The 18,410-nt window shown below is 34.2% G+C and carries 20 protein-coding genes; 12 read left to right on the forward strand and 8 right to left on the reverse strand.

The genetic code is table 11. The features are described from left to right. From ACIR310F_RS22310 to ACIR310F_RS0111845, 10 genes are all read left to right on the forward strand, one after another. Window positions 1–1,228: glycosyltransferase (locus ACIR310F_RS22310; RefSeq protein ID WP_231387508.1), on the forward strand; the 1,228-nt coding region annotated here is incomplete at its 5' end. Continuing rightward, window positions 1,221–2,330: a UDP-galactopyranose mutase gene (gene glf / locus ACIR310F_RS0111805; RefSeq protein WP_035367923.1), complete on the forward strand. Its 1,110-nt coding sequence runs from the start codon at window positions 1,221–1,223 to the stop codon at window positions 2,328–2,330. The genes ACIR310F_RS22310 and glf, both read left to right, overlap by 8 nt. A gap of 93 nt (window positions 2,331–2,423) precedes the next feature. Continuing rightward, window positions 2,424–3,734: a glycosyltransferase family 2 protein gene (locus tag ACIR310F_RS22315; protein ID WP_035367924.1), complete on the forward strand. Its 1,311-nt coding sequence runs from the start codon at window positions 2,424–2,426 to the stop codon at window positions 3,732–3,734. A 33-nt stretch (window positions 3,735–3,767) separates the two neighbouring features. After that, complete coding sequence (locus ACIR310F_RS0111815) at window positions 3,768–4,736, forward strand: glycosyltransferase family 2 protein (protein ID WP_028084009.1); 969 nt, start codon at window positions 3,768–3,770, stop codon at window positions 4,734–4,736. A 4-nt stretch (window positions 4,737–4,740) separates the two neighbouring features. After that, a complete protein-coding gene (locus ACIR310F_RS0111820; RefSeq protein WP_028084010.1) occupies window positions 4,741–5,814 on the forward strand; it encodes a glycosyltransferase family 4 protein in 1,074 nt (357 codons plus the stop codon). Window positions 5,815–6,023: 209 nt separating this feature from the next. Beyond that, a complete protein-coding gene (locus tag ACIR310F_RS0111825) occupies window positions 6,024–6,371 on the forward strand; it encodes a hypothetical protein (protein WP_028084011.1) in 348 nt (115 codons plus the stop codon). Then, window positions 6,364–6,903, forward strand: coding sequence for a PIN domain-containing protein (locus ACIR310F_RS0111830; RefSeq protein WP_028084012.1), 540 nt, complete (start codon window positions 6,364–6,366; stop codon window positions 6,901–6,903). The genes ACIR310F_RS0111825 and ACIR310F_RS0111830 overlap by 8 nt, the downstream gene beginning before the upstream one ends. A 2-nt stretch (window positions 6,904–6,905) precedes the next feature. Beyond that, the gene (locus tag ACIR310F_RS22320) at window positions 6,906–7,124 is read left to right on the forward strand and encodes a XisH family protein (protein ID WP_231387509.1); all 219 of its coding nucleotides are present in this window, start codon (window positions 6,906–6,908) and stop codon (window positions 7,122–7,124) included. Continuing rightward, window positions 7,112–7,447: a XisI protein gene (locus ACIR310F_RS0111840; RefSeq protein WP_028084013.1), complete on the forward strand. Its 336-nt coding sequence runs from the start codon at window positions 7,112–7,114 to the stop codon at window positions 7,445–7,447. The genes ACIR310F_RS22320 and ACIR310F_RS0111840 overlap by 13 nt, the downstream gene beginning before the upstream one ends. Before the next feature lie 182 nt (window positions 7,448–7,629). After that, on the forward strand, window positions 7,630–9,009 hold the full coding sequence (locus ACIR310F_RS0111845; RefSeq protein WP_196803213.1) for a carotenoid oxygenase family protein: 1,380 nt from the start codon (window positions 7,630–7,632) through the stop codon (window positions 9,007–9,009). Between the two features lie 72 nt (window positions 9,010–9,081). On the opposite strand, the gene ACIR310F_RS0111850 is transcribed toward ACIR310F_RS0111845, so the two are convergent. Then, window positions 9,082–10,677 carry an SDR family NAD(P)-dependent oxidoreductase gene (locus ACIR310F_RS0111850; protein WP_028084015.1) on the reverse strand — a complete coding sequence of 532 codons (1,596 nt, stop codon included), beginning with the start codon at window positions 10,675–10,677 and terminating at the stop codon, window positions 9,082–9,084. Window positions 10,678–10,816: 139 nt separating this feature from the next. Then, on the reverse strand, window positions 10,817–12,313 hold the full coding sequence (locus tag ACIR310F_RS0111855; RefSeq protein WP_028084016.1) for an HlyD family efflux transporter periplasmic adaptor subunit: 1,497 nt from the start codon (window positions 12,311–12,313) through the stop codon (window positions 10,817–10,819). A gap of 417 nt (window positions 12,314–12,730) precedes the next feature. On the opposite strand from ACIR310F_RS0111855, the gene ACIR310F_RS0111860 reads away from it, so the two are divergent. Next, window positions 12,731–13,591, forward strand: coding sequence for an alpha/beta hydrolase (locus ACIR310F_RS0111860; protein WP_028084017.1), 861 nt, complete (start codon window positions 12,731–12,733; stop codon window positions 13,589–13,591). Between the two features lie 241 nt (window positions 13,592–13,832). Here ACIR310F_RS0111860 and ACIR310F_RS25575 read toward each other — a convergent pair whose 3' ends face one another. The 3 genes from ACIR310F_RS25575 to ACIR310F_RS0111875 all read right to left on the reverse strand — a co-directional run bounded on the left by ACIR310F_RS25575 (window position 13,833) and on the right by ACIR310F_RS0111875 (window position 14,947). Further along, window positions 13,833–14,198, reverse strand: coding sequence for a hypothetical protein (locus tag ACIR310F_RS25575; RefSeq protein WP_028084018.1), 366 nt, complete (start codon window positions 14,196–14,198; stop codon window positions 13,833–13,835). A gap of 150 nt (window positions 14,199–14,348) precedes the next feature. After that, on the reverse strand, window positions 14,349–14,585 hold the full coding sequence (locus ACIR310F_RS0111870) for a DNA-directed RNA polymerase subunit omega (RefSeq protein WP_028084019.1): 237 nt from the start codon (window positions 14,583–14,585) through the stop codon (window positions 14,349–14,351). A 20-nt stretch (window positions 14,586–14,605) separates the two neighbouring features. After that, window positions 14,606–14,947: a hypothetical protein gene (locus ACIR310F_RS0111875; RefSeq protein ID WP_028084020.1), complete on the reverse strand. Its 342-nt coding sequence runs from the start codon at window positions 14,945–14,947 to the stop codon at window positions 14,606–14,608. Window positions 14,948–15,075: 128 nt separating this feature from the next. Between ACIR310F_RS0111875 and ACIR310F_RS0111880 the strand changes: the two genes are divergently transcribed. Then, complete coding sequence (locus ACIR310F_RS0111880) at window positions 15,076–15,864, forward strand: TIGR01548 family HAD-type hydrolase (protein WP_028084021.1); 789 nt, start codon at window positions 15,076–15,078, stop codon at window positions 15,862–15,864. A gap of 28 nt (window positions 15,865–15,892) precedes the next feature. On the opposite strand, the gene ACIR310F_RS25580 is transcribed toward ACIR310F_RS0111880, so the two are convergent. The 3 genes from ACIR310F_RS25580 to ACIR310F_RS22330 form a co-directional block, all read right to left on the reverse strand. Next, on the reverse strand, window positions 15,893–16,030 hold the full coding sequence (locus ACIR310F_RS25580) for a type I restriction enzyme endonuclease domain-containing protein (protein ID WP_155963774.1): 138 nt from the start codon (window positions 16,028–16,030) through the stop codon (window positions 15,893–15,895). A 42-nt stretch (window positions 16,031–16,072) separates the two neighbouring features. Next, window positions 16,073–16,873 carry a tetratricopeptide repeat protein gene (locus ACIR310F_RS0111890; protein WP_028084022.1) on the reverse strand — a complete coding sequence of 267 codons (801 nt, stop codon included), beginning with the start codon at window positions 16,871–16,873 and terminating at the stop codon, window positions 16,073–16,075. 169 nt (window positions 16,874–17,042) lie between these two features. Beyond that, on the reverse strand, window positions 17,043–18,410 hold a 1,368-nt coding region (locus ACIR310F_RS22330; RefSeq protein WP_462433816.1), incomplete at its 5' end, for a WD40 repeat domain-containing protein.

Here is an 18,410-nt window from a genome sequence, read left to right on the forward strand (position 1 = left end):
ATTTGATAACTCTTTAATTCAGGTAATACCTAATAAAAATGCGGGAGGAAGTGGTGGTTTTGCAAGAGGAATGATTGAAGTTGTAGAAAATCAAAATAAATTCTCCCATATTTTACTTATGGATGATGATGTACTGTTTGATCCAGAAATGTTTGAAAGATTGTGGAATTTTATTAGTCTTATCAATCAAAAAAATATCTGCGTTGGTGGTAGTATGTTGAGATTAGATAAAAAATATATGCAGCATGAAAGAGGGGGATATTGGTATAAAAACAAGGGTTGTATGCCCGTGAAGCATAATCTTGATTTAAGAGTTATAGAGAATATCTTATTCAATGAAATTCAAGAATATTCTGAATACAATGCTTGGTGGTTATATTGTTTCCCTGTGGAAAATATCAAAAAATTTGGGCTTCCTTATCCATTTTTTGTTAGATTGGATGATGTGGAATTTAACAAAAGAATCCAAAATAAAATGATAAACTTAAATGGAATAAGTGTTTGGCATGAACAATTTGAGAACAAGCATAGCCCAATCACTGAATATTACAATATCAGAAATGGATTAATTTTCAATAGCCTATATCTGGATACAAAAATCAATCCTTTTATATATATTCAATGGTTTTTAAAACCTGTTATCAAACATCTATTTTGTTACAAATATGAAACGGCACATTATGTGGTAAAAGCAACTTCAGACTTTCTTCAAGGACCAAATTATTTATTCTCTAAAAATCCAGAAGAACATCATAAGAAACTATCTGGATTTACTGAAAAGCCAACTAAAGATTTTAAAAATATATTTATCAACGCTAAATATATAGAGAGTATTACACAGAATGAAAATAAATTACATAAAATTTTCAGGTTTTTAACTCTCAATGGACATCTTCTACCTTCTTTGTTTTTCTGGAACGACGACAGTGTAACAGATAAGGGCTATAAAATTAGCCCCTTTTGGGATGGTAAACCTGTCAACGTTTTTAGAGCTAGGAAAGTTCTTTATTATAATTTGCAAACAAAAGAAGGATTTGTCGTTCAATTTTCTAGAATACGCTTTTTTCAAGTTCTATTTTATGCTATCTGGTTAGCTGTATTAATGTTTTTAAAATTACCTAAATTAAAAAGGCGTTATTTAGATACGTTTCCTGAATTTATTAGCCAATCTTTTTGGGAAAAGTATTTAGAAATAGAAAAATCAATTAATAACAAAAACCATGTCTAATAAGATGTTTGATTTTTTGATTGTTGGTGCTGGTTTTGCTGGTTGTACTTTAGCAAATTGTATAGCTACACAGCTAGATCGTAAAGTTTTAGTTATAGACACCCGCAATCATATTGGTGGTAATGCTTACGATTATTATGATAACGCTGGAGTCTTAATCCATCGGTATGGAGCGCATATTTTTCATACTAATAGTAAGAAAATAATTGATTACCTATGCAAGTTCACTGAGTGGAGAGTTTATCAACATGAAGTTCTTGCTAGGTTAGATGGTGATATTTACCCAATTCCCCTTAACCTGAATACTATTAATAAACTTTATGGTCTAAATCTTAATAGTCAAGAAGTTGAGGATTTTTATGAACAAGTTAGAGAAAAATATGACAGAATTGAAAACTCTGAACAAGCTGTTGTGGGAAAAGTAGGACGAGATTTATATGAAAAATTCTTTAAAAACTACACTTATAAACAGTGGAATCTTTGGCCACATGAATTAGATGCTTCTGTGTGCGCTCGTATTCCCGTGAGAACTAATAAAGATAATCGCTATTTTGGTGATAAATATCAGCTTATGCCTTTACATGGGTTTACTAAAATGTTTGAAAAAATGTTGGATCATCCTAATATTAAATTCATGCTAAATACCAGCTTTCAAGAAGTGGAAAAATGGTTAAAGTTTGATCATTTAATATATACAGGCCCCATAGATCAGTTTTTTGATTATAAATTTGGTAAACTTCCCTATCGCTCATTACGTTTTGAGTTTGAGACTCACGACACAGAATATTTTCAACAAGTTGCTGTAGTTAACTATCCAAACGATTATGACTTTACACGAATAGTAGAATCTAAGCACATTACTGGACAAAAACACCCCAAAACTACAATTTATTACGAATACCCACAAGCGGAAGGAGATCCATACTACCCAGTTCCACGTCCAGAGAATCGTGAGTTATTTCAACAGTATAAAGATGAAGCCGAGAAATTGCAAACTGTTACGTTTGTTGGTAGATTAGCACAATATCAGTATTACAACATGGATCAAGTTGTTGCTGCTGCCCTAACTGTATTTGAGAACAAAATTAGTAAACTTTATTAATTGTATTAATTGATGACAAAAAGAATGGAGACTACAACAGACTAAAATATTACTTGAGAGGAAAAATTTTGTTGTTTATTAGGTCTAGATTAAATGTCTCACAACGCAGTAGCGACTGTTATTGTTACCTGGAACAAAAAAAATGATGTTTGTTCTCTGATTGAAGATATCACTAAATTAAATATAAGTGGTATAAATCTTGATATTTTTGTAGTTGATAATGCTTCCAATGACGGTACACAAGATTACATTGAAAAAAATTATCCTCATATCAAAGTGTTACAAACAGGAGAAAATATAGGTGGTTCTGGGGGCTTTTCTTATGGACTAAATTTTGTCAGTCAACTAGAATTAGAATATGATTATATTTGGCTTCTGGACAATGATGTTCGTTTAGACAAGGAAGCTTTACTTCCTTTGGTGGAAATACTTAAAAATCATCCTGAAGTTGGTTTAGTAGGTTCTCAAATTAGAAAATTAGAACAGCCTCAAATTATTCACGAAATAGGTATTTTTTTATATCCTAAAAAAGCTCATTTAAAAAATAACTTTGCAAACTTCTCAGCAATTTCCAATGAAGAACTTTTATCGGGAAATTCGTACATTAAAGTTGATTTTTGTTCTGCTGCATCATTATTAGTGCGTCGTGAAGTTGTACAGCAAATAGGAGTATTTGAAAATTATTTTCTGCATTTTGATGATCTGGAATGGTGCTTGCGAGCAAAAAAAGCTGGTTGGGTAGTAACAGCACATCCAGCATCAATTGTTTGGCATTCTTCACCAGATTTTAAACAACGTCCTTGGATTAGTTATTATGATGAGCGTAACTTGTGCTATTGCTGGCAGAAACATCATCCTGAACTTTTATTAAAAAGAATCAGAGTGTTGCTACCTAAATTAATCTACTATTCATTAACAGGGAGATTTTTCTGGGTGGAAATTTATTTACAAGGACTGGAAGATTTTTTTAAAGGAATCCAAGGTAAAATGGCAGGTGTACTTCCTTATAAGGAATATTCTTTAGCACAAGTTATTGATCAACCCTCATCAGTTTTAGTACAATCTAGTATTTATCAAGATACATCTCAAAGCATAAGTTTAAAAGAGATGGAAATAAATCAGAAAATTACATTTTGGAATAAACCTCAAAATATATCACATCAGATTTATATTTTCTTAGTGTCTTGTATGTTTAAGCAAGTTGATATTGCCATAATAAATTGCCATACTCCAGACCTTTATGCACTAAATTTAGCCAAGAAAATCTATGTTTTTACAGGTAGTGGTTATGTTCAGGTAAAATGGGGGTTAATCAATTCGTTGTGGAAAAGTTTAATAGTCTTTTATAAAATATCCAAAGTATATTTACGCATGATAAGTTTGATCAAAAATCCCAATTCATGATAATTTTAGACAAACAAAGTTCAAAAAATATTTATGTTAGCAGAAGATATTTTAATATCTATAGTTATATGTACTAGTGATCGTGCAGATTCTTTGCAAAAAACTATAGATTCCTTAAATCAGATCAACTATTCCTATTTTGAAGTTATTGTAGTAGATTCTTCATCTACTAATGACACATTAGATATGCTAAGGAAAATAAAAAATAACTTGGATTTTGATATCAAAATTTTTACATCAGGAAAGAAAAATATTAGTATATCGCGCAATATAGGAATCAAAAATTCTCTAGGAGAGATTATTATTTTTATAGATGATGATGCTATTCCCCCACATGACTGGATAGAAAAACTTCTATCAATCTATTCTCTACATGGTGATAAATGTGGTGGTGTTGGCGGTACAGTACGGGATATGACAAAACCTGATTATCCATTGCAATACCATTGTGGGATCACAAATATTATTAGTAATACCATTGCAATTCGATCTGGTAATAACATTAATTACAACCAACCGCAGGGTTTTTGGTACAATGGCTTAATGGGAGCAAATTCATCCTACCGGAAAGATATTTTAGAAAAAATAAATGGATATGATGAATTTTTTGAATATTTTTTAGATGAAACTGATGTTTGTTTGCGTGTAATTCAAGCAGGTTATGAAATCCATTATTGTGATGTAGTTGTGGATCATTATCCCCAACCTAGTCATAATCGTAAAGATCAAAAACATCTTACCTGCTGGTATTCTCTAGCTAAAAATACCACTTATTTTGCGTTAAAACACGCTTTTAAAAAAATTCCCTTTCCTATTCTAATTACACGCTTAACCATACTACTAATTTATCGTTGCTTTTTAAGAATTATCCGCCTTAAATTTACTCATCATCTTTCAAATGAGCTTTTATGGAAATATATTAAGGAATCTATTGAGGGTATTAGTGTAGGCTGGACTGCTGGTATGGCTTTACATAAAGTAAATGAAAGCAAAGAGAATTAAAATTATGAATAATAACTTATTTATTAATCTTTCATTTCTCCTCACTCAACCCACAGGTACAACTACCTACGCTCTTAATCTTTTACCTCACTTACAACCACTTGAACTAACACTTTTAACTTCACAATCTTTTTCTGATAATAACTGCTATCAAACTCCTAATAACTTAACATCAGAACAAGGGTTAAAAGGACATTTAAACCGCTTAATTTGGACACAATTCCAACTTCCAAAAATCTATCAAAAGCTCAAATCTCAACTTTTATTTTCCCCTATCCCCGAAGCACCTTTATATACTAACTGTCGTTTTATTGTCATGTCCCACGATATGATCCCATTACGCTTTCCGAAACGGTTTTCACCGCTGACACCATATCATCTTTACTATGTTCCCCAAGTTCTTAACCAAGCACAACACATTATTTGTAATTCCTACGCAACAGCTAAAGATTTAGTTGATTTTTTCCATATTCCTGGTAATAAAATCACACCAATTCCCCTAGCTTATGATTCCTCACATTTCCAATTTCTTAATCTTCCCACCCGCAATTACTTCCTATATATCGGTCGTCAAGATCCTTACAAAAATTTACAACGTTTAATCACCGCATTTTCTGCATTACCTAACAGAAATGACTATGAATTATGGTTAGCAGGACCCTACGATAAACGTTATTCCCCACTGTTAGAAACACAAACTCAAGAATTAGGAATAAATCATCTTGTTAAATTCCTTAACTATGTACCTTACGACGAATTACCAATAATTATTAATCAAGCAATTGCACTAGTTTTCCCCACACTTTGGGAAGGTTTTGGTTTACCTGTTTTAGAAGCTATGGCTTGTGGTACTCCGGTTATTACTTCTAATATTTCCTCGCTTCCAGAAGTTGCGGGAGATGCGGCTATTTTAATTAATCCCTATCATATAGAAGAAATTACAGCAGCAATGAAAATGATCATTAATGATTCAGAAACTAGAAAACAACTTTCAGAACAAGGTTTAAAAAGAGTAAATCAATTTAGTTGGGAAAAAACGGGACTGGCCACAGTTGAGATTTTGAAACAATATCTTTGAGTATATCTGAATATCTCAAAACATCTAATCCCTATAATTTGGAAATTCTCAAATTAATTTTTATGTATAAGTAATTATGTCTTTATTAATTAACATTTGGTTTTGATCAACAGCAAGAATACTAAAAATTCAATTTTCATAAAATGAATAATGAAAAATAACAAATTAAAAGTTATAATCTTGATAGAACTCATGAGAAAAATAGAGCAATGACAGAAAAAACTATCTCAGCAGACCTAGACTTAGAAACAGCAGAGCGAATTAGTGTATTATCAAAAATGGAAAATCGCTCAATATCCCAAATAGCCAGTGCTTCAATCAAGCTAGGAGCTATGTTACCTCATAATGCTTGGTCAGCACTCTTACAGTTAAATGGGGTTGCTTCTGAAGCACAGTGGCAAGAAATTAGTCAAGAAATTACAAGGGTTTTATTGCATCATCAATACAAACTCGCTCAACAAAGAATTGCCCAAAATATAGATAAAAATTGGTTAAATTCTTTAGAAACTGAAGATGATTTACTTTGTGCTTCAGTTGAGTTAACTCGTGATGTCTAATCCTTTACGCTTATGTCTTGATCTCAATATTTGGTGTGCAGCATTATTAGCTGATATCAAAGAAAATCAAAATATGGCTACACCATGCAAGCCATCAGCTTGTCAAAGTATAGTTGATACAGTTCGTTATGGTCGCTGTTATATGGGAACAGTAGAACTTGTGATTTCTTGGGGAATGTTAAATCGTTTAGAGCAAGTTTTATTAAGATTAACTCCTTTAGCTAAGGATGCGTCTTTTTATGTAGATGTTATCCGCAGTTATGCTCAAATTCAGCCTCAATTAACATTAGGAGGATCAGGTGTTATTCCTATTAGTGATATAGAAGATCAGCACGTTTTAGAAACAGCTTTAGCTGGTCGAGCTAATGTATTAGTGACAGCTAATTTTAAAGATTTTTTAAATAACGATATTGAACTTATCATTCCTGAAAGACATAGTATTTATCATTCTCCTATCCATGAAATTCACATCGTTCATCCTTATTTAATGATTAATTGGCTAAATCAAGGTAATTTTCCTAAAACTCTGTAATCTTGATCATAAGTTTCCATACAGCATTAGGTCAATATCTTAACTATAGCCAAGCACTTGAAGAACAAGAACCAAACCGAATTGTTTACTTAGCCATTCCTTTTGAGACTTATTACGACTTTTTTCAACTTCCATTTATTCAACGAATGCTACAGCGATATCAAGTCAAGCTGATAATTTATGATCCCAAACAGGAGGAAGTTCGACAATGGATAAAATAGAAAAGTATAGACAATTTATCACACAAATTTTAACGGAACACGCCCAGATTTGTACCACCTATGATACAGTCAAAGCACAACTAATATTTGATAGTGAACATGACCATTACCAACTCAATTATATCGGATGGCAAGGGGATAAACGAGTGTTTGGACAAGTGATGCACTTTGACATTGAAGACGGCAAAATTTGGATTCAGTACAACGGAACTGAAGAATCTATAGCTGAAAGATTAGTGCAAATGGGTGTACCAAATTCAGATATTGTCCTTGGTTTTCATTCTGCTTTTAAACGGCAATTTACACCTTATGCAGTGCAGTAAGAGAAGGTTTTGGTTTACCTGTTTTAGAAGCTGGGGAAACAAGAAAGTCCAGTTTCCTTCTCTTTCTTTGTGGGAGAGAGGCTGTGAAATCTCCGTTTAAGTGAAGATGTTACGGTTTTTTCTGGCAGAAATAGCAAAACATAATTATATTAATTACAGTTCTCTTATTTAATGGACTGATTATGACCACATTAGCAGCAGCAAATCCCTATTTACAGGGGAATTTTGCACCCATAAACACGGAAATTACCACTGATACCTTAGAAGTAATTGGAGAATTACCCCCAGAATTATCAGGGATGTTTGTCCGTAATGGTCCCAACCCCCAACGAAATCCCATTGGTCAATATCACTGGTTTGATGGTGATGGAATGTTGCATGGTGTACAGCTTAATCATGGTAAAGCTACTTACAAAAATCGTTATGTGAGAACCAAGGGATGGAATATTGAACATGAAGCGGGTAAGGCTATATGGACTGGAATGTTAGAACCACCACAATTAGACAACCCCTATGGCATCAGTAAAAATACTGCTAATACAGCCCTTGTATGGCATAATAAACAACTTTTAGCATTATGGGAAGGAGGTGCGCCCCATCATATTAGTATTCCTGATTTAGAGACTATTGGAGAATACACTTATAATGATAAACTAGTTTCTGCTTTTACCGCCCATCCCAAGGTAGACCCAGTGACAGGGGAAATGATGTTTTTTGGTTACGGTTTTAGACCACCTTATCTACAATATGGCATAGTTTCGGCCCAAGGTGAGCTATTATCAACAGTACCGATAGAAATACCAATGGCTGTAATGATGCACGATTTCGCCATTACGGAAAATTATAGCATTTTCATGGATTTACCTCTCACATTTAGCGTGGAACGAATGCAGCGGGGAGAACCAATGTTGATGTTTGAGAAACATCGCCCCAGTCGCTTTGGTATCATACCTCGTCATGGTGACAACAGCAATATTCGCTGGTTTGAATGTCCTTCTTGCTATGTCTTCCACACCCTCAACGCTTACGAAGTTGGAGACGAGGTGGTACTTATTGCTTGTCGCATGAATTCTACTAATGTCCTTATTTCTAATGATACATACAGTGATCCCTTAGAAGGTATTCCTTTTTTACACCGTTGGCGCTTTAACCTTTCCACGGGTACAGTCACAGAAGAACAATTAGATGATGTACCTGGAGAATTTCCCCGTGTTAATGAAAACCTGTTAGGTAGAAAAACTCAGTATGGCTACCTGGGAAAAATAGTATATTCTCAAAATCCCTTATTTGAGGGTGTCATTAAATACGACTTTGAAAAGGGTACATCCCAAACCCATGAATTTGGTAAAAATCGTCATGGTGGAGAATCAGTATTTGTACCATCTCATAATGCTACTACTGAAGATGCAGGATGGTTGGTAACATTTGTTTATGATGAAAATTCCCAAAGGTCGGAACTCCTAGTTATTAATGCTGAAGATATGACCAGCGAACCCATAGCGCGGGTAATTATTCCTCAGCGTGTACCCTATGGATTTCATGGTACATGGATTTCCTATTAGGAGGATAGCAACAGGAAGCTTTTTAACTAATTACGAAATATTTACTAAGGTAAGGGTGAGGTTAAGTTAGTCTTACCTTTTTTTTTGAGATTGTAAAATTATCGGTTTGTGATCATTAGACGTATAACCAGGTAAAATTTCTACCCCAAGCTGGGTTAACCTCAATGTTAAAGAAAGCCGTAATTTACCGCTTTGATTACGGATAGAACGATGTATAAGGTTGTCGGTAAATAACACAAATTCTCCAGGTTTTAGGACTACAGGAATAGCTTTTTTTTCAATTTCATGAGGGATATCAAAAAAGTGATTACCACTAAAAGGATCTGTCATTTTTATCTGACATTTTTGAGAATAACTATCAGGTATATATTCAAAACCATTATATTCATTAACTTCTGTCAAAGCTATATAAGCATGAATAGTTTTACCATTTCCTTTGAGTAATTTGGGATAAGAATCTTGGTGCCACAAAGGAATTAATTGTTGGGAAGGATAATTTACCCACAATTCTGAGCGCCATAATACCAAATTTTCTCCTAAATATTCAGTCAGCTTTTCTAGTAAGCTTTCATTGTGACATAATTGCATGATTATCGGTGAATCTAAATGTCTTTCCATGTAAAAGGATTTTTTAAAACCTTGAAGTATGATCAGCAAAAAAGATCCAAAATTAAATTTGATTAATGATAATAATAGTTGAGTAAATAATATTTTCTTGGGAAATTTGGGCAAGACTTTATTTAAAATATGTTTTGTAATTTCCTCTAGTTCCTTGTTATCTAAATTCAGGGAACTAGGTCCCCAAATACCATCATTTCCATCATAATTAATTGTTTGTAAATTCTGCTGTTGATTGCAACCAGTCCATAATAAACTACGTTCCCATAATTGCTGTAATATTGCTTGATTTCGCGCTATTTTGGGTAATGGAATTTCTTGGTTATGACGGTCTAAAAACTTTCCACTAATATCTTGATAATCTGGAGAAGTAGTACAAATCAGGGTACTATATGCTCCAGCTTCTGGGGAAATGCCTAAACCTAAATATTTACTAAAATGATGCCAAATAGTAATATTTGATTGCACAAAACCTGGATGAATTGCGTTAACAGTAATTTGAGAATTATTTAATCGTTGAGAAAGTTCTTGGGTTAATAACAATAAACAGAGTTTAGAAATCGCATAGAGGTTGAGAAAATTTAAAGGTGTTTTTTTGACTAATAAATCCCAGTTAATACTACTTGGAGATAATGCTAAATCTGAAGAGATCATAATAATGCGACCTGGTGCAGATTTTTGCATTTTTTCTACTAATAAATAAGTCAGTAAGAAGTGACCTAAATAATTAGTTCCCCAAATAAGTTCAAAACCTTCTTTTGTTGTACCTCTGCGGTTAAATATGCCTGCATTATTGACTAATATATGCAAGGGTAAATTTTTACTATTGAATATAGTAACACAGTTGCGAACTGAATCTAAGGAAGCTAGATCAAGGGGTAAAAATTCCACATTTTGATTCCCCGTCGTTTGCTGAATGTATTCTATAGCTTTTGCTGCTTTAGTTGCACAACGACAACCAATAAATACATGATTACCTAATTTTGCTAAACCTACAGCCGTCATTAAACCTACACCGGAATTACCACCTGTAACTAGACAAACTTGCATTATTAAACCTCTTGTAAACCTTGATTTATTATCTATATTTTATAACAAAAATTGAAATTTTCTCCAGTCTCTAATAGATAATCTTAAAAAGTTAAGTTATTAGCAAGGAACTAACTAAAGTTAAAGTTCCCTGCGATGATTATCTCACAGAAAATGCCTCACTGAAACGTCGAGTAATAGGTTCAAGAATAAAGGTCAAAACCGATTTTTTTCGAGTGACAATTTCGGCGTTAGCAACCATTCCTGGATTAAATTCTACATCTTTTCCGCGTACATTTAAAGAATGTTTACTTAACTTAATTCTTGTGGGAAAAACCAAACCTAATTCTTTATCAATTGTCGCATTAGCACTAATTTGTAATACTTGACCTTCAACTAAACCAAATTCTTGAAAGGGAAAAGTAGCGATTTTAACTTTCGCTTTCATTCCCTGATTAATAAAGCCAATATCACGGTTAAGAACTTTTACCTCCAAGAGCATTTCTTCCCCTGCTGGTAAAATTGATAATAGTTCTTCTCCAGATTGTACTGGACCTTTAGTAGCTTTAATTTTGTAAATTGTACCAGCAACAGGGGCTTTAATAGTTTCTCCGTCTTTTTGTTTTCTAGCTTGTTCTAATTGACCAGCAACGGTGGTTAATTCTTCTTGACGTTTGTTGATTTGGGTGAGAATTTCACTTTGACGTTCTGAGGTTAAACGAATATTTTGATTACGTGCTGTTTGATAAGCTTGTTCTGCTTGATTAATTTCTTGAATTTGAGCAGCAATGTCTTTTTCTAAAGATGTAATTTTATCTTTAGCTTCTGTGAGATTATTTTCAATTCTTGTGTTTTCATCTGCATTTCTAATCATCTCTGTTTTAGCACGATTTAATCTTTCCTGAGCCTCTAAATAATCAACTCTGGGTAAAGCGCCTAGTTGCATTAAAGTCCGCAGATTTTTTTCTCTTTGTTGAGCAATTTGTAAATTATTATCTAACATAGAGCGCAGATTTTTTGTATTGTCTAGGTTTTTTTGAACATTGCTAAAAGTGATTTTAGCATTGGCCAAATTTTCCTGTAAACGACTTAATCTAACTTGGGCTTGATTCATAATTGATTGTTGTCGTTTGGCTTCTGATTCTGCTGCTGCTTGCTTGGCTTTATAGTCTAATAAACGGGAGTTTAAAAGTTCATCTTGGATGATTGTTCCCGCAGTTTTTCCTCCAGAACGTTCGGCTTGTAATCGTTGTAAATCGTCTTCAATTAATTTACTAGATTTAGCTAAACGGTTAACATCAGTTTGTTGAAAATTAGGATCACGTTGAATTAAAATTTGATCTTTAGTAACGCGATCGCCTTCTTTCACTTTTACTGCTAAAATAGAACCATTACCCAAAGCTGTCACCGGTCTAACTTGGGTAGAAGCAATTAATTCTCCTGTTGCTGTGGCTACTTCATCAATTTCTGAAAAATGCGCCCAGGAAATTGTTCCCAACACAATAACACTAATTGTTCCCGCTAACAATCTTGTGTAAAGTGGTGGTAATTCCTGTACAGCTTTACCCAATTCATAAGACAATTTTTCTTCTGGTTTAGCAAATCGCTCTTTTGTCTGACGTGCTTGTACAGCATTTGCAACTAGGGAAAATTTCATATTCATAATTACTGGGGTTTGTTAGTTGTTTTGTTATTAAGTTATCCCAATTTTATCTCAAGGCTATAAAACTATAACCCTATGCACTGACATCAGAAAATATTTTCCTCCTTTCTAGTAATTTATTGTATCTGAAATTAACAAAAGAACGGCTATCAATTCTCAATAAATAACAACTAAATGACTAAATAACTAAATATTTAATAGTAATCTATGCGAATATAAAATACTGTTATCTATGTCACCACTTTTATCATATTCAGATCCTCAACTTCTCCCACAAGTCGGGGATTTTAAAAACATGAGAGTTTTTAGAAAAATTATCTGTATTTCTTTCTACAGTTAGAAGCAATTTTCTCTACAATGTATTTTAATCAGCTAGTAGCTTACTAGCCAAGGAAATAACCAATTAACTATATGATTTACCACAGCGACGCGATTGCATCTCGCCAAGAAGGCAAATTTTCAGGTGTGGGTGGGCTTGACTTATATTACCAAAGCTGGCATCCTGGGGGGGAAGTCAGGGGAATATTAGCCATTGTGCATGGGTTGGGAGGACACAGCGGACTTTACAAAACCATAGTTGAGTATTTGTTACCCAGAGAATATGCGGTTTATGCCTTGGATTTACGTGGTCATGGACGTTCATCCGGTCAAAGAGGTTACATTAATACTTGGGCTGAATTTCGTGATGATTTGCAGGCTTTTCTCAAGTTAATTCAACAGCAACAACCAGGACACCCGATTTTCCTGTTGGGACATAGCTTGGGGGGAGTAATTGCATTAGATTATACTCTCCATTATGTCAAAGATCAATCTACATTAGCCGGTGTGATTGGTTTTTCACCTAGTATTGGTCAAGTAGGAGTACCACTGAGTCGCGTAGTTTTAGGTAAGTTATTTTCCCGCGTCTGGCCGCGTTTTTCCTTGCATATTGGCTTAGATTTTAGCGCGGGTTCACGAAATCAGAAAATTTTAGATTCCTATACTCAAGATAAATTACGTCATACCCTCGCTACTGCTAGGTTATCCACAGAGTTTTTTGCTACAGTAGATTGGATTCATGCTCACGCGGAAAAATGGCAAGTACCACTATTAATTTTACATGGTGGCGCTGATAGAATCGCTTTACCAGCAGGAAGTCAAATGTTTTATGAAAAAGTGAATTATCCAGATAAGTTAAGAATTGAATACCCTGGTGCTTATCATAATTTACATGATGATATTAATTATCTTGAGGTAATCACTGATTTATTTGATTGGATGAATAAACACTAAACTGTCACAAACCCTCAATAAATCTCAACAGCAATATCATATCCCGGACTTCTCTAAGAGACTTCCAATTAAAAAGATACCCAAAAATTTCTTGTGGTGCGGGCATCTTGCCCGCTAATAATGCAAGGACGGGCAGGATGCCCATCCCACAAGATTGGATAGTGAGGCGCTGCTGCAAGCAGTTCATCTTTTTTGTGGAGTTCTCTAAGAAGTCCGGGTTTGTGAAATCTCGATTTTCAAACTAACCATGAACACGAAATAGATAAAAACCAGCAAGTACCAAAATAAAAATCATAGTTGCTGAATAGACAATTACATCTTTCACCAGAAAAGAAATCCAATCTTTTCTCAATTCTTGTTTAAACTTGAGTTCTCGTAATTTCCGCTCCAGTTCTATATCTTCTTTCTCAGGTAATCTAATGTAAGGACTAATCTCTAAATCATCAATAATCTCCTCCGTCGGCTCTGGATTTTGCCAATTATCTAATGTAGAATTAGATCCAGTAACGATGATTGGCTGATGATCCTGGTTTTGATTTTTTATCTCTTTTCTAATTACCTTTTTGACAATTTTTATAATTAGAGTTTCTAAGTTTTTATCCGCCATATTTGGTGAAATTAAATTTATTTATACCATTTGCTACTCCACCAAAGTACAGATTTATCCGCGTTTATCTACGGTGAACTTCCTCACCTCTCTCCTTATCGGAGAAAGGTTGATAAAAACCTTATTCCCTAGCAGAGAATGAGGTTTAAATTATAGTTCACCGATAATTTCCGGCTGATTTAATTCATCAGACATTTCAATAATTGCTCTCAGTACGGGCTTCATTATTGAATCCTCGTTATTTTCAAAATCTTCATAACGTCGGCGTTTAGCACGGTTTGCAACTCGCACCGTAATGCGGTAGCGATTTGAGGCCGCACTAATCAGTTCTTCAGCACGGTGCATGATTTGAGACTGAGTTGTCTCGAATTTAGAACGCTTAAGCATAATTGACGACTCTGGAGATTCTATCCTAGTTTACTCGGATTTTTGAATTTAGGATGATTTTTATTTTTTAACCAATATCCTGCGGAAATTTGCCTAATTACAATGATCAGGCTGATAATTTGCTGTATTTGTTGGATTTGCTGTTGCATTATCTGATTTTTGAGGTTGAGGTTCTGAATATCTTCTTGAAGTAGATAAATATTATCTACTGCTGTATGTAGCACTGCATAACTAGCGCGTTCATATTGATTAAATAAATCTGCTATCAGTGTTAGAGCATCCTTTGCTTGCCATAATTTTCGAGCTAGACAAAGAAGCAGGAGGGAAATAAGAATGTTAATCAGGACAACGAGAGTTACCATTTTTTATGCTGTTTGCCACTGATTTACCATATTATATAATCGTAACACACCCTACTTAATAATTTACTCTCAAAAATCAAATTGGATTACTGTAGAATTTTGTAGATATTACTTTTCCCGTAAGTACCATGACCGTAAACACAAAAACTATCGTTATATTTGATATAGATGGAGTTATCCGTGATGTGAGTGGGTCCTATCGTCGAGCGCTATCAGATACGGTAGAATATTTTACCGGACAAGCCTATCGTCCCACAGCAATGGACATTGACCACCTCAAATCAGAGGGAATCTGGAATAATGATTGGGAAGCCTCCCAGGAGTTAATTTACCGTCATTTTGTCAGTCAAGGACAGCAGCGGGAACAACTATCATTAGATTATCAGGAGATTGTTACTTATTTTCAAAGCCGTTATCGAGGTACAGATCCTGAAAATTGGAATGGTTATATTTGTCATGAGTCTTTATTAGTACAGCCTAGTTATTTTCAAGAATTAACGCAAACTGGTATTGCTTGGGGTTTTTTTAGTGGTGCGACTCGTTTGAGTGCTAAATATGTCTTAGAAAAACGGTTGGGTTTAAAAGCTCCTGTACTAATTGCAATGGAAGACGCACCCGGTAAACCAGATCCTACGGGACTTTTTGCTAGTATTAACCTGTTAACAAATGGTAATGATCAAAAATCAACAGTTGTGTATGTGGGAGACACTGTAGCAGATATGTATACCGTGGACAAAGCCAAAGCTATAGATAATTCACGGACTTGGTTGAGTGTGGGAGTGTTACCTCCTCACGTTCAGGAAACAGCAGCGGGACGTGAGCATTATACACAAATGCTGATGAAATCTGGGGCAAATATCGTATTTAATAATGTACAAGAACTCACAATTAAGACAATTTCCAAATTAGAATCATAATTTTACATCATGTCCCAAAATGCTGTAATCAATGTTGTGTGGAAACCTCAAATTCAGTAAAAACTTTGGCTTGTTCTAAAACCAGTTCCATTGCTAGAGCTTCCATATCAGGAGGATAGCCATATTTATGCAGTATAATACTTTGCTTCATTTCTACTTGCGTCATCAGTCCACCTCAGTTTTCCGGTTCTTAATTTGGGAAATGCTCTTATTTTAATTTCAAAAATTTATCTAAGGCTAATACCATACTTGGCGGCCAACGGCGGATATTTGTCACCCAATTTATATCTTTATAACGAATATCTAATCCATAGGCTGCGACCCAATTACTTTCCGCTTCACCTCTATTTCCTGTCACCCAATAAGCTGCTGTTAATGCGGCTCGCATATCAGCAAACCGGGGATATTTACGGACTATATTTCGCATTTCCCGAATTGCTTTTTCTATTTGATTAGTTTCATATAAAGCTAGGGCGTAATTGGCTCTAGCAAAAGCAAAATTGGGGTTGATTTCTGAGGCTTTTTGGTAATCTAAAATGGCTGCTTCCCATTGTCCTAAACCTGCTTTAGCATTACCGCGATTATTATAGCCCATAGCATCTTGGGGATCTAATTCTAACACACGATTATAATCGGCGATCGCTTCTTCCCATCTCCCTAAACCTTCCAATGCTGTCCCCCGATTTAAATAAGGATCTGTCACATTGGGAGCAAGTTCTACGGCTTTATTATAATCAGCTAATGCTGCTGTTAATTTATTTTGACTAACACGAGAATTACCACGATTACTCCATGCTCCCGCATTGCTGGGAAATTTTTCAATGATTTGTGTCCAATAAGTTTCTGCTGTGACAAAATCACCTTTATTTGTGGCTATAAAGGCCTTAGTAGCTAATTCGTCTCCTATTTGTAACTCTTCTGCGGTTATAGTTTGAGTTTGTGCCATAACGGGTGTATTCCAACTAAAAACCATTAACAAACTCAGGAAAATACCAATTAATTTAATCATCTAAGTAAGTGATATGCAACAAAATTAATAATATAACAAAGAGTGGCAAATGGCGATTTTTTTTTACAAACCACTCTAGACCGAGAGTACCCAGATGTAATTATAAAGCAGATGTAATTATAAAAAAAATAAAAAAGGTGTTAATATCTCTTTTATAATTACTGAGAATTTACTCTAAAGGAAACAAAGCAATTGTTGTATCTTCACTCCCCGCAGCCAATACTTTACCATCTGGACTAAAAGCAATTGAGTTAATTACTGAATCATGGTACTTGATACTGGAAATTTCTTCTCCACTGTCTATTGTCCATATTTTCAGTGTTTTATCTTTACTCGCACTAGCCAATATTTGACCATTGGGACTAAAAGCTAGGGAAGAAATATGATCAGAATGTCCTGATAAGGTTCTTATTTCTTGACTAGTTTCTACATCCCAAAGTTTAATAGTTTTATCTTGACTACCGCTAATTAAAGTTTTCCCGTCTGGACTAAACGCAAGGGAAGTAATTCCTCCAAACCAATCAGAATGTCCTCTTAATGTTTTGACTTGATTTTCAGCTAATACTAAAATTTTGATGGTTTTATCATGACCACCCGCACCACTAGCTAATAGTTTACCGTCGGGACTGAAAGCTACACATAAAACTTCATCTGTATGACTTTGAAAAGAGTAAATTTCTTTTCTTGTTTCTAGTGACCACATTCTTACGGTTTTATCTTTACTACCACTAGCTATCAGTTTTCCTAAGGGACTAAATGCGACAGCATACACTCTCTTTTCATGTCCGATAAATGTGAAAATTGCTAGTCCTAGATTTATGTCCCATAATTTAATTGTTTTGTCATCACTTCCACTGATCAAAAATTGACTATCTGGACTAAAAGCTATTGAATTAATCCCCTTAGACCAAGAATATTCTCCATGTCCTTCTAAAATAGAATGTTTCTTGGTTGCTAAATCCCACAATATAATGATTTTATCATCACTTCCACTTGCTAAAAGTTTACCATTTGGACTAAAGGCTACGGAGAGAACTTTATTTTTATGTGTTTTATGTGTTTTGAGATTATTAAAAAATACTAATTTTCCAGTTTTCTCATCTATTAGAGATTTGGGAGGAGTTAGTTCTAGTGTTTCTGCTGTTTCTTGATCATTATCTTTTGGTTGTAAATTCGATTTATTTTCTATCTGTAACGGTTGTACCAAAGATGTAAATAAATTATCTAATTCTGTTAACCCATCTAATTTTGTTAATTGTTGGGTAATCACATCAAGGATGTGATGATTTTGGGAAGTTTCACTTTCTTGCTTTTGTTTAATTTCATTTATTTCTTGGTTGTGTTCTGAAATTGTTTGATGTAATTTCTCTGTTGAGTTGTCAATTTCTGTAAATCGGGAATTAATCACTGCAATTTGTTGATTAATCTGGGAAAGTTCCCTATTTTGATTTTGTTGATTATTATTTAATTCTGTTAATTGCTGTAAATTGTTTTGATGGTCACTATGGAAAGTGTCCATAGTGGTTTCAATTTCTGT

Origin of the sequence: Dolichospermum circinale AWQC310F (genome assembly GCF_000426925.1) — a bacterium.
In the GTDB taxonomy this organism is placed as follows: Bacteria; Cyanobacteriota; Cyanobacteriia; order Cyanobacteriales; family Nostocaceae; genus Dolichospermum; species Dolichospermum circinale.